Source organism: Vibrio sp. Vb2131 (genome assembly GCF_033338535.1).
In the GTDB taxonomy this organism is placed as follows: domain Bacteria; phylum Pseudomonadota; class Gammaproteobacteria; order Enterobacterales; family Vibrionaceae; genus Vibrio; species Vibrio alginolyticus.
On record NZ_JAWOSW010000012.1, the window covers coordinates 52,590 to 64,409 of the forward strand.

Annotated in this window: 11 protein-coding genes; 5 read left to right on the forward strand and 6 right to left on the reverse strand. The window is 47.3% G+C overall.

Features of this window, described 5'->3' with window-relative positions:
• Genes R7E38_RS13895 through R7E38_RS13905 form a run of 3 tightly spaced genes read right to left on the reverse strand, consistent with a single transcriptional unit; the run spans window position 1 to window position 2,871 of the window.
• Window positions 1-417: a GtrA family protein gene (locus R7E38_RS13895; RefSeq protein ID WP_226083579.1), complete on the reverse strand. Its 417-nt coding sequence runs from the start codon at window positions 415-417 to the stop codon at window positions 1-3.
• 4 nt (window positions 418-421) lie between these two features.
• Complete coding sequence (locus tag R7E38_RS13900; RefSeq protein WP_318081840.1) at window positions 422-1,828, reverse strand: glycosyltransferase family 39 protein; 1,407 nt, start codon at window positions 1,826-1,828, stop codon at window positions 422-424.
• A gap of 2 nt (window positions 1,829-1,830) precedes the next feature.
• Window positions 1,831-2,871, reverse strand: a complete 1,041-nt coding sequence (locus R7E38_RS13905) for a glycosyltransferase family 2 protein (RefSeq protein WP_080996144.1) — start codon at window positions 2,869-2,871, stop codon at window positions 1,831-1,833.
• A 152-nt stretch (window positions 2,872-3,023) separates the two neighbouring features.
• Between R7E38_RS13905 and R7E38_RS13910 the strand changes: the two genes are divergently transcribed.
• Complete coding sequence (locus R7E38_RS13910; RefSeq protein WP_020197905.1) at window positions 3,024-3,701, forward strand: response regulator transcription factor; 678 nt, start codon at window positions 3,024-3,026, stop codon at window positions 3,699-3,701.
• Window positions 3,698-4,996 (forward strand): sensor histidine kinase, encoded by a 1,299-nt coding sequence (locus R7E38_RS13915; protein ID WP_064376496.1) that lies wholly within the window; start codon window positions 3,698-3,700, stop codon window positions 4,994-4,996. The genes R7E38_RS13910 and R7E38_RS13915 overlap by 4 nt, the downstream gene beginning before the upstream one ends.
• A gap of 95 nt (window positions 4,997-5,091) precedes the next feature.
• Here R7E38_RS13915 and R7E38_RS13920 read toward each other — a convergent pair whose 3' ends face one another.
• On the reverse strand, window positions 5,092-6,330 hold the full coding sequence (locus R7E38_RS13920) for a leucine-rich repeat-containing protein kinase family protein (RefSeq protein ID WP_226083581.1): 1,239 nt from the start codon (window positions 6,328-6,330) through the stop codon (window positions 5,092-5,094).
• Window positions 6,331-6,610: 280 nt separating this feature from the next.
• Here R7E38_RS13920 and R7E38_RS13925 point away from each other — a divergent pair, with 280 nt between their 5' ends.
• Window positions 6,611-7,507, forward strand: coding sequence for a pyridoxal-phosphate dependent enzyme (locus tag R7E38_RS13925; protein ID WP_226083596.1), 897 nt, complete (start codon window positions 6,611-6,613; stop codon window positions 7,505-7,507).
• A gap of 39 nt (window positions 7,508-7,546) precedes the next feature.
• Here the strand turns inward: R7E38_RS13925 and R7E38_RS13930 are convergent, their stop codons facing one another.
• A complete protein-coding gene (locus R7E38_RS13930; protein WP_054577054.1) occupies window positions 7,547-8,089 on the reverse strand; it encodes an isochorismatase family protein in 543 nt (180 codons plus the stop codon).
• A gap of 150 nt (window positions 8,090-8,239) precedes the next feature.
• Window positions 8,240-9,100, reverse strand: a complete 861-nt coding sequence (locus R7E38_RS13935; RefSeq protein ID WP_226083582.1) for a LysR family transcriptional regulator — start codon at window positions 9,098-9,100, stop codon at window positions 8,240-8,242.
• Window positions 9,101-9,199: 99 nt separating this feature from the next.
• Between R7E38_RS13935 and R7E38_RS13940 the strand changes: the two genes are divergently transcribed.
• Complete coding sequence (locus R7E38_RS13940; protein WP_226083583.1) at window positions 9,200-10,264, forward strand: HlyD family secretion protein; 1,065 nt, start codon at window positions 9,200-9,202, stop codon at window positions 10,262-10,264.
• A 9-nt stretch (window positions 10,265-10,273) separates the two neighbouring features.
• Window positions 10,274-11,293, forward strand: a complete 1,020-nt coding sequence (locus R7E38_RS13945) for a DUF2955 domain-containing protein (protein WP_047103350.1) — start codon at window positions 10,274-10,276, stop codon at window positions 11,291-11,293.
• Window positions 11,294-11,820: the final 527 nt, after the last annotated feature.

Consider the following 11,820-nt stretch of genomic DNA (forward strand, 5'->3'; position numbering starts at 1 on the left):
TCAACTAAACACCCATTTTGCACTGAGTAAATAGTTACTCACCATGCCTGCCAATATGCCTAAGATCAAAGCCAAATAGACCATCACCCCTTGCGTTCCTAGCGCGAACGTTACGCCTTTGAACACAATAAAGTTCGGCAAAGCACTGATACAGGCACTCGCCATAAATTTTTGCCATTGAGCGAAAGGGTTGGTTTTTTCTGCTTGAGAGAAAGTCAGCCAGCGATTGCCAAGCCAAGTCGTGGTTGCTGCAAACAAAAATGCTATCCCACGAGCCAGCATCAACTCCAGACCAAACCAATGGAACAACACAGAAAAGATAAGGGTGTCGACCATAAAGCCGACACCACCTACCAGAGCAAACCTTGTTAACGAAGCAAACCTTTCCAGCGAAGCAAATTTTGGTAATTTGCGCATTCCGTTATCCAACCACACAGGTGTAGAGTGAGCGTTTCGATTTTGCTGTGAACTCGTTGGTACAACTCAACGCATTTTCATGAATCATGCTATCCACTTGCTGCGATTTACCAATCAGGTGGAATTTCTTCAGATTGTTTAAGTCATTCTTATCTTCAAGCTTTTTCGCCTGACCATGACTATAGAACTGGCCTGAGAACGGGCGCTTACCAATATAAAAGACCGGAGCGTTGTCATTAATTTGCGCGAAGATTATGCGGTCGCTGCGGCTATCTGCTTTGCCCATATTCAAAACCAACATCGCAATCATAAGCAGGGCTGGCAACACCGCTGCCGTTCCGGTCAACCATTTGAAATCGTGTTTATCCACCAGCATTGCAATCAAGATACCCAACGCAGGCACACCCGGTAGCACGTAAGTAGGCAAAATATTCCCAGCCATGGTGAACAAGATCATTGGAGAAATCAGCCAACACATCAGGAAGCTAAACAAACCTTGATGATCGGTTTCAATGGCTTTGAGTACCTTACGACGTTTCCACGCCAAGATAGGCAATACAATTGACCAAGGCGCAGCCGACTGTAGCCAGAATACCCAGATCATCCCACGTGGTTGATCATGAGCAGAACCATACAGATCCCCTTCCCAACCGCTGACAACAAAACGCTTAAAGTGCTCGCCAACAATGAAGTAATCAATAAATCCAGGCGTCGCCACTTCAGCCATGATGTACCAAGGTAGAGCAATCGCCAGCATGAGCGCCAACCCCGACACAATTGGAAAACGCTGCCACAAGGCTTTTAAGGCACCAAAGAAACCATGCTGAATCACGAGCCAAGGAAATACTGCGATGCCCATGATCACGATCGCCACTGGACCTTTCGCTAACAGCCCGCAAGCCAAGCCAAAGAAACCGAGGTAACCCCACAATCGGCTGTGTTTGTCTTTGCCAAGCCAGCAATAGTAAAAACCAACCATCGCCATCGTCATTGCCAACGTCAGTGCCATGTCTGTCATCACCGCACCCGCCGCAATTGAAAAGATGCCACACGTCGCCAGTACCAACGCTGCGATGACAGCATTAAAGCCTGCACGATGCGCGATGAAAGCAACAAAAACAATCGTCGCAACACCCGCTAACCAATGAGGCGCGCGCACTGCAAATTCATTCAATCCAAACAGCTCAATGCCGTAAGCACTCATCCACGTGAACAGGGGGGGCTTCCCCCAAAAAGGCACGCCGTAATCAAACTGTGGGGTAAGCCAATTGCCGGTTTCCACCATTAAGCGCGCCATTTCGCCGTAGCGGGCTTCGGTGGTGTCCATCAAAGGGTAAGCGGCAAGTGAAATAAGACGGAGTAAAAGAGCAAACGCCAACAACAACCACAGATGGGTTTTATTAATACTCATGATTACGCGGTTTCTCCCAATTTAAACTTCATGGTTTGGATGGATTGATGTTTTGCAGGCTGCTCGTAAACAGACTGAACAAGATATAGAGGACGTTGCTTGGTCTCGACAAAAATGCGGCCAATGTATTCACCCAAAAGGCCAATCGACAGCAGTTGCACACCGCCCAAGGCAAGTTGGACGACCATCATGGATGGGTAGCCAGTGACGGGCTCACCAAACACAACGGTTTTCATCACAATGAATGCGCCATAGATAAAGGCACTGAACGCCACTAACGCACCGGCAAGTGTCGCTAAGCGCAAAGGACGAATGGAAAACGAGGTAATGCCGTCCATTGCAAGGCCAATCAGCTTGAGGTAGTTCCATTTGGTTTCACCACAGAAACGAGCGTCACGCTCAAACTGAACCGTCACTTGCTTGAAACCCGGCCAAGAGAAAATGCCTTTCATGTATCGGTTACGCTCTGGTAGCGAATTGATGTGTTTAACCACTTTTGCGCTCAGTAGACGGAAATCGCCCACGTTCTCTGGCACCTCTAATTTCGCCATGCTATTCAGCACTTTGTAAAAGCAAGCGGCCGAGAAGCGTTTGAACCAGGTTTCACCGTGGCGTTCACTGCGCTGCATGTTCACCACGTCATACCCTTCACGCCATTTTGATACCATTTGCGGGATCAACTCAGGCGGGTCTTGCAAGTCAGCATCAATCACGATCACCGCTTCACCTTGACAGTGTTCCAGGCCCGCACTCATGGCAGACTCTTTGCCGAAGTTACGGCTTAGTGCAATACAACGAACGTCGCTAGAAGATTGAGAAAAGTTTTGCGCGATCATGAGGCTGTCGTCTTTGCTACCGTCGTCGACATAGACGATTTCGCAGCGTTCTGGCATTTCATCCAAAACGGCGGCTAAACGACGATGAAATTCAGGCAAGACTTCTTGCTCGTTAAAGAATGGCACCACAACAGACAAAACTGTTTTAGGCTCAGTGTGTTGGCTCACCTTTGAAAAGGTTGCAGCGTGAATGTTGAAGGTTGACATGCTACTCTTCCACTAAATCCGATGAATGAATCCAGTCTACAAACATCAACGTGAAAGAGATGTTATTGACATCTTTTTCACGTCCTTAGTGAATAATGTTCGGTTAAGACGAAGTCTTATTTTCGAACACCTGCCCACTTGGAGAGAAATACATGAAACGCGTACTTTTAGTCGAAGATAATCGAGAAATTGCAGGCATGCTGTTCGATTATTTTGAGTGTGCAGGTATGGAACTCGATTATGCAGACAACGGCGAACTCGGCCTGAAACTAGCGATGGAAAACACCTTCGACATCATCTTGCTCGATCTCATGCTGCCACGCATGGATGGCCTGACCATGTGTAATAAACTTCGCGACGCGGGCAACAACACACCAGTGCTTATGCTGACAGCACTCGATAGCCGTGACGATATGCTAAAAGGCTTCCAACACGGTGCGGACGACTATCTGACCAAGCCTTTCGATCTGGATATTCTTGAAGCGCGCATGATGGCACTGATCCGCCGTTACCGCGGCACTGTCGCGTCGAGCAAGTTGGAATATGGCGAAGTCTCTATCGACCAAAAAACGCGTAAAGCTTACCGCCAAGATAAACTGTTGGCGCTAAACCCCACCACTTACACCATTCTGGAAATGCTTGTGAAAAGCGCGCCAGACGTAGTAACACGTGAAGAAATCGCCTTCCAACTATGGCAAGAGAACGAGCCGAACAACGACGTTCTGCGCAGCCACATTTACCAACTTCGCAACCAACTTGATAAGCCATTTGAACAACATGTGCTGATCACCGTGCCGAAAGTTGGCTTCCGCTTGGAGACAGTTGCATGATCAATCGCTTACTTGCTAGCACGCAAAGCACACAAAGTATGACAGGGCGACTCGCTCTGTTTTTCTCTTTTGTGTCTGTCGTGATTGGCATCTTCTGCTTTTTGTTGATTACCGGCTCCCTGCTTTGGTCTGAAGACCGCGTGGGCGAGCGTCGTATTATGGTCGACAAAAAAGAAGCAATTGAACATTTCCAGTCCCACCCAGAGCAAGGCAGTATTCAGCTTGACCTGCTCACCACCGCATACAACGACATCTCATTGGTTGCCGAGCGCTACCAAAAATACCTGATTGGTCAAAAGCACTTTCTTGATGAAGTAGAAGACGGTGAATACTCGCGCATGGTTTACATGAGTACTTACACCTACAAAGGCGTTGAACATCCTGTGATCCTGGTTTCCTTGATTGATGAAATCGAGATCACCTCAGAGGAATTCATTCTCGTCGTCGCGATGGTATTGTCCATTGTCGCCGTGCTGGTGTTCCTGTTTGGTAGCCTGCTACTGCGCTTATCACAACGCTTGATTGAACCCGTCAATGCGCTCAAAACTCAACTCGACCATCACCAAGGAGATGCCACGCAAACTTTTAGTGTGCCTGAGGGCTCGGCCAAAGAGTTCCAAACCCTCGCGGATGAGTTGAATGAGTATCGCCACAAAATCAACCAAGTCATCAAGCGTGAGCAAGCCTTTGCACGATACGCAAGCCATGAACTGCGTACACCGTTAACAGTAATGAAAGGCTCAAGCAGCTTACTGGCGAGAAGTGCGAACACGGATTTCCAGACCCGACAAGTGAACCGAATCCAGGATGCAACGCAGCAGATGTCGACCATGGTAGATGCCCTACTCGGCTTAGTGCGTTACGAGCGTAATGCAGATGATTCACCAGTGCGCAGCATCACCGAAGAAGAACTCAACCAAATCATCTTCCAAAGCCAAGCTCAGGCGGATGAGAAAGCACTCAACTTTGATGTACAGATAGACGGTAACCCAAGAACGCGCGCGACCAATGCCGTGCTAACCATTATTCTTGGCAACCTGATTCGCAACGGCATCGCCGCGACACCATCGGGATCAATTCATATCAACATGGATGAGAACACCATCTCGGTGCGTGATGAAGGTGAAGGCTTTTCGACCATTCCGCACTCTGATGGACACGGGTTAGGTTTGATGATTGTGGATGATTTGTGCCAACGCTATGGCTGGCAATTTAAGATTGGTACACATCCAGAGGGTGGTTGTGAAGCAGTAATTGACCTTACGTCAGAGCATCAAGAGGCTTGCTCAGAGTAACTTCCCCAGCGCCTAATTCAATTGAGAGGTATCTACTTTGCTCAGTATCAAACGAGCAATTCGATACCTCTTTCTAATTTCGATTGAATGAAATCTTATGCTGCAAGTGCTGCTAGTCGATTGAATGCTTGCGATGCCGATTCCGACGCGTCACACACAGAAAACATATCTTCGATAAAGTACTTCAGCGCTCTCGATTCAATGGTTCGGATTGCCGCTTGCTGCTCGTCCGATAAATAGCCGTAAATGCTCGCTGCACCAAAGTCGCCGAAGATCATCTCACCTTGGTCATTCACCAAAGTATTGTGCGCATACAAATCGCCATGGCACACCTTGTTGTCGTGCAGGTGATTAAACACGTCCACCATCTGCTCCACAATAGAATTCACTTGCTCGACCGTTAGCGTAAACCCTTTTGGGAATGTATCTCGGGTGCAAGTTTCCAGCGTTGGCGGTAAACCCAAATTGTAGTAGCTGTTTGGGATCAGCTCCATAACCAAAGCAAGCTCATTACCGTCATCCACTTGCGCGATGGATTTCACCAAGTTGTTGTGATGCCCGGCTTGCAAACATGCTTCAAGTTCATCATGTGGGTAGCCGTCACTGGTCACTTCACCCTTGAACACTTTCACCGCAACTTCGTTCGGGAAGTCGTATTGAGCGTCAGTCCAGTTAGCATGAGAAATCACGCCACTCGCACCTTGGCCAAGAACATGGTTAAGTGAGTAACTGTTTGTGGTCACTTTAGGCACGCTGTCTAGCGAAGATGGATGTTTGCAGAATGGGTTACCTGCGAATGCAAACCATGCCAATTTAGGCAGCTTCATCAACACATCCGGGAAATGCTCTAACTGGTTTGCAGATAAACGAATCAATTCTAAATTGACCAAGTTTTCCATGCTGTTTGGCAGTTGTTTGATGCGATTGCCCGCCAAAGCAAGCTTTCTTAGGCGCGGTCTTTCACCCAGGCTGTTTGGCAGAACTTCAATCTCGTTGTCGGTCAGAATCAACCAACGTAACTGAGTTGGTAGTGAGGCTTCACTGACTACTTTGATCTTGTTGGTTTTAAACCCAACCATCTCAAGGTTTGGCAGCTTGCCCAACACCTCTGGCAGATGGGTGAACAGGTTGTTGGAAGCAAAGATGATTTTTAGCTTGGTCAGCTGTTCCAGTTCTGGTGGTAAATCTGACAGTGCGTTGCCAGATAAATCTAACACTTCAAGCGTTTCTGCAAGCTCTAATATTTCCATAGGAAACTCAGTTAGCCCTTCCGCCAACTTCAGTTGTTTCGTTCCTACTAATTGTCCTGTTTTTAATTGTTCTAGAGTTTGCAAAACCAAGCCTTCTGATTGAGTTGAAATAAGCGGCGTAGTGTACGTGGCTTAAAGCAGAAAGGCGAGCCATGGAATGGAATACCATGGAATCAAAGCAACCAAAGGATAGAAGTGAAACCATTGCAATGGTATTACAGCACCGGTGAGTGCGAGTCAAAACATCAGGAATAACCGAAATGGTTGTACTGAAACACAGACTTTTTATCTGGGTTTAATGGCGTTACACTACGCGCCCTTTTTAAATGGCAAAGGTGACACGGTTTATTCCGTCAGCATCGACATGAAACTCTCAGAAAGTCCTATCACCCAACATAGCTTTAATGGGCGCAAATTTTTCCTTAAACGTGACGACATGCTCCACTCCCACTTTTCTGGGAACAAAGCACGTAAGTTTATGGCGTTGATGGAAACGCAAAACAGCGACATCAAAACCCTCATCAGTTACGGCTCTGCTCAATCTAATGCCATGTACTCGCTAGCGGCTCTCGCCCAGATTAAAGGTTGGGCGTTTGAGTTTTATGTTCATCACATTCCATCTTGGCTAAAAAGCTTCCCCATCGGAAACTATCGCGGCGCTCTCGATTTGGGTATGAAAATCACCGCCATGCAAGACATCGGTAGCGAACTCCACCCTATTGAATACGTCCATCAGGTACGAAGATTAGATGAGTCGACATTGCTTATTCCAGAGGGTGGACGTTCCCACCTCGCTGAAGCTGGCATCAAACAGTTAGCACGAGAAATTCTTGATTGGACGCGATTGAGAGGTAAAGAACAGTTTACCGTCGCCCTGCCATCAGGCACTGGCACGACCGCTTTATATCTTCATAAACATTTAAGCCCACACGGCATAGAAGTGCTAACTTGCCCTTGCGTAGGCAATGCAGATTACTTAACTGAGCAGTTCAACCAGCTCGGTGAAAACAGCCACCCAACCATTTTAACCGTGCGCAACAAACACCATTTTGGTCGCTTGTACGAAGAAGATTACATCACATGGAAAGCGCTCTTTGAGCAAACCGACCTCGAATTTGACCTGTTATACGACCCGTATATGTGGCAATGCCTCACCCCTTGGTTGGAAGAGAACACTGATAAAACGGTGATTTACATTCACCAAGGCGGGTTACTTGGCAACGAGTCGATGTTGCCAAGGTATCAACGAGAATTTGAATAGCGTGTTCAAATAAAGTTGTTGCTGATTACAATGATTACACTATTTGATGAGCGCCAGAATTTCTTTGAATTCAGGTGCTCGGCAATCTTCGACCATTTCATACAAACACATTTCTAGCCCAGTGAGCACCACACCGTTAGCGGTTAACTTCGCAAGAGCGAGCGCCTTATTGGCAGCGGTTCGGGAAGATACACAATCCGTGACTAATTCAACGCGATAACCGGACTGACGCAGAGAAACCGCGGTTTGATAGACGCAAATGTGGGACTCAATACCGCAAACCAACCAGGTATCCACTTTTACGTTCTCCACCGCGACGTTAAACGTCGCCTCTTTGCAGCCATCAAACGTGTACTTGGTAATAGGTAAATGCGTGCTTTCAAGCACTTCACGAATCGGCTCCGCGGTTGGGCCCAACCTTTCTGGATTCTGTTCTAGCCACAGAATAGGCAAATTTAGTGCTTTGGCACCCTTTACCAGTTTCGTGATATTTTCAATCAGTGAGTCGCTTTCATGCATTAATGTAGCGAGTTTGCCCTGAACATCTACCACAATCAGGCCCGTGTTTCCTTTCGATAACATTTCCACCTCCTATCTTGTGCGACCACAAACCATACTCAACAAGTTGAGCAACAGTTAATGTATCAGAATCCTTTCATATTAGAGCACTAAAACCTAGAAAGATGATCTTCGCTCACACATTTGCTCTTAGTTAAGAGTGGTTTGAACTGACTATTTAAATTTCTCTCGAATTAGCTCAATCAAGGCTTTGACTTTATTGGGCAGAAATAAGGCCGAGGGATAAATCAGAGTAAGATGCTGCTTCGGATGCGCGAATTGAGGCAGCACCTCGACCAACAAACCGTCTCTCAGTGCAGGCTTGGAGTGAATTTGAGGAATAAACGCGATGCCGTTTCCTGCTATCGCCATCGAGCGCAGCAAGTTGAGGTCATCCGAACGCAACGCGACATGCAAATCTGAATCGAGCAAATCGGCATTGTAACGATTAGTTAAAAGGCGATGTTGCTTAAGATCTTCAACCATTTTTACTGGCGGATGCGATTCTAGATAGGCTTTTGACGCAACAAAGTGACTACGATAAGGCAAAAGACTGAACTGCACATAGCTGTCATCGGTGACTTTGACTACGCTCGGAAGAAGCTGCAAATCAAACGATTGACGCTTGAGATCGACACTCTCTTGATGGTTTTCAATCTCGACCGAAATCTCCGGATACCGCGTTGTGTACTCGGTGATGATCGCGTTAAACGCGGCAGAGCTCATCAATGCGGAAGGAATGGCTAAACGCACCTTGCCCGTCAGCTCTTGTTGATATTCATGCATGGCATTTAAACCTTGCTGAATATGGTCAATAGGCTGCCCCACCAACTCAAACAAGCGTTTCCCGTGCTCCGTCAACTCAATGCTGCGTGTTGTGCGGATCAAAAGCTGTACCCCGAGCGATTTCTCTAATTCTTGCAGGCGACGACTCACTTTTGAGCGTTGTAGTTGATTCGCCTCTGCCGCTGCACTTATACCGGCGTGAACCACCGTCTGAGTGAATAGGTAAATATCATCAAAATTAACGTTCATTGTCCTATTTTTAGGTCATTTATGTTCGTATTATCATTCTACTGAATTGTGAGTGACTTCTCTATAATCCGCTATCCAATATGTTTAACGGAACTTGTAATGACGGCTGACCAAAAATTCAAACACTGGATGCGAACTTTGATTGTCCTGTTCATCGTACTATTTTTGTACATTATCATTGCTGACCGCCACGCCCCCTTAACGACCGAAGGACGAGTGCAAGGATACGTTGTCCAAGTCGCACCCGAGGTATCTGGTAAAGTGACCGACGTTCTCATCGAGAATAACCAGTCCGTTCAAAAAGGCGATGTGTTGTTTACGATTGATGATCGTAAATACAAGATAGCACTTGAACAGGCGGAGCTGTCTCTGCAATCCGCTTATGAAAAAGAAGCAACGCTGTATTCTCAACGCGAAGCCGCTCTTGCCAATATTGCCCGCGCACAAGCGACATTTGATAATGCACACCGCGAATACAACCGCTTACTGACGTTATCGAAGCAGAAAGTCATCTCTCAATCGACACTCGATAATGCCTTTGCCCAAAATCAGGTATCACGTGCAGCGCTTAAAGCGGAACGACAAAACTTAAAAGTCATTGAGGCGCAATTAGGCGATCAAAAAGGTCAAAGCACCGCCGTTCGAATTGCCAAAAACGGCATCGAAAAGGCGCAACTTGATTTGGCAAATACCGCGGTACTCGCTCCCAGTGATGGTGTCGTGACCAACCTGCAACTAGAAGTTGGCACGATGGCAAACACCAACATGCCATTGCTGACATTTGTACCAACAGGATCACTCTGGGTAGCCGCTGATTTTCGTGAAAAATCCGTCGCGAACGTAGACAAGACTTTCCACGCCTTGGTCACATTTGATGCCAACCCAGGTTCGGTGTACGACTTTGATTTATCTAGCCGCGATTACGGTGTAGCAGCCGCACAACAAACGCCTAATGGCGCACTAACCAAAGTGGAAGTGAACAACCGCTGGGTACGTGATGCGCAGCGTACACGAGTGAACCTAACCAGCAGCGATGAGTTACCACCAGCACTGTTTGTCGGCTCTCGCGCTACCATTGTTTTGTACCCAGACAACAGCATTTTCTGGCAGTTGATGGCGCAAGCACAGATTCACCTCGCAAGCTGGTTCCACTTCATTTACTAGGCGGCGACAATGAAAACCTTACGAATTTGGTTCGGCTGCTCTTTAGGACTCGCGCTAAGCATGATCTTCGGTTGGTCTTACGGATTTTTTGCCATCATGATGCCGCTGTTTATATTGGGCAGAATGGACAACTTTAATCTAGCGGCTTTATTGATCGTGTTTTTCTCTGCGGTGTGGACAACCATACAAGCCACATTTTTGCTGGAATACTTGCAGTTTCATCCAACATTAATGACCATTGCCGTCGGAATCATGATGCTGTTCAAGTGCATTGCAATGATGAACCAGAAAACCTATTTGTTTGGTTACATGGGGCTGTTGGTGGGTTCAATTGTGTTGAATTTTGCCAGCTATAACTTCATGGATATTGAAGAGTTCAATGTCAACATGTGGGTGATGGCGTTCAGCAATATTTTTGTTTGCGCATTCGCGTATTGGTTGTTCCCTGAGCCAAAATCCTCCGCCGAACACATTGAGATATCGACCCCCGTAAAAAGCGATATTGACTACATCAGCCAAGTTGCCATGGGTTGGGTAGTGGCGATGGCGGCATTTATCGTATTCCAAGTAGCAGACTTATATGACTCGCTATCCGCACAAGCTTCCATTTTGATCATCCTAACCCCAATGACTTTAGCGGGCTCGCTCGCCATGGCAAAAATTCGCATCATCGGCACCGCACTAGGCTGCATCGCAGGGATGGCTGTTCAGCTCATATTGGGCAGTTGGTATGGGCATGGGCTACTCTTTTGGCTCGCCTTTACCATTGCGATGGGGCCATTCTGCTTGTGGCTCACCAAGGGGCAAATTAAAGCGGCTATCGCGTTTTCTGCCATGTCTGCCCTATCGGTTCCGCTGACGACCTCATTGGTGCCAGAACAAAAAGACGCGTTCTTTTCGATCTTGTACCGTTTCAGCTCGATTTTCGTTGCGGTTCTGCTCACCGCGATGGTGATGTGGGTGGTGCATCACTGGATTCGTGTGATGTTGCTAAAGCATCCTGAGATTAAGAACGTAGAGTTGAATTAAATCTGGCCGAGGCTGGAAACGGGAAATGTATGCCGCTCACTTTACTGTGAGCGGCATTTTTATTTAAAACGGTCACCCTGAACATCGAGGAACGAGCGTGGTTCAGGATCGACTCACCGAGTGCTGTGAAGTTCTGAGGTTATCGCCATTTTCCAGTGAGTTAGTAGATTCCTAGTCTCGTCTAGACTCGCTGGAATGACCCTCTCTTGGAGCAGATCCAATACCTAGGGTTGTGGCGAGCAATGTATCTTCCAACATCCGTCATCCTGAACAGCGAGGGACGAGCGTGATTCAGGATCTACCCACCGAGTGCTTTGAAGTGCGAAAGTTATCGTCATTTCCTAGCGAGCTGTAATCAGATTCCTATTCTCATTTAAACTCGCTGGAATGATCCTATCTTGGAGCAGATCCAATGCCTGGGGTTGTGGCGAGCAATGCATTTTCCAACAGCCGTCATCCTGAACAGCGAGGGACGAGCGTGATTCAGGATCTACCCACCGAGTGCTTTGAAGTGCGAAAGTTATCGT

Excerpts from the sequence above, each read along its gene's own strand:
- R7E38_RS13895 (WP_226083579.1), bottom strand. The coding sequence starts at position 417 with ATGCGCAAATTACCAAAATTTGCTTCGCTGGAAAGGTTTGCTTCGTTA.
- R7E38_RS13900 (WP_318081840.1), bottom strand. The coding sequence starts at position 1,828 with ATGAGTATTAATAAAACCCATCTGTGGTTGTTGTTGGCGTTTGCTCTT.
- R7E38_RS13905 (WP_080996144.1), bottom strand. The coding sequence starts at position 2,871 with ATGTCAACCTTCAACATTCACGCTGCAACCTTTTCAAAGGTGAGCCAA.
- R7E38_RS13910 (WP_020197905.1), top strand. The coding sequence starts at position 3,024 with ATGAAACGCGTACTTTTAGTCGAAGATAATCGAGAAATTGCAGGCATG.
- R7E38_RS13915 (WP_064376496.1), top strand. The coding sequence starts at position 3,698 with ATGATCAATCGCTTACTTGCTAGCACGCAAAGCACACAAAGTATGACA.
- R7E38_RS13925 (WP_226083596.1), top strand. The coding sequence starts at position 6,611 with ATGAAACTCTCAGAAAGTCCTATCACCCAACATAGCTTTAATGGGCGC.
- R7E38_RS13930 (WP_054577054.1), bottom strand. The coding sequence starts at position 8,089 with ATGTTATCGAAAGGAAACACGGGCCTGATTGTGGTAGATGTTCAGGGC.
- R7E38_RS13935 (WP_226083582.1), bottom strand. The coding sequence starts at position 9,100 with ATGAACGTTAATTTTGATGATATTTACCTATTCACTCAGACGGTGGTT.
- R7E38_RS13940 (WP_226083583.1), top strand. The coding sequence starts at position 9,200 with ATGACGGCTGACCAAAAATTCAAACACTGGATGCGAACTTTGATTGTC.
- R7E38_RS13945 (WP_047103350.1), top strand. The coding sequence starts at position 10,274 with ATGAAAACCTTACGAATTTGGTTCGGCTGCTCTTTAGGACTCGCGCTA.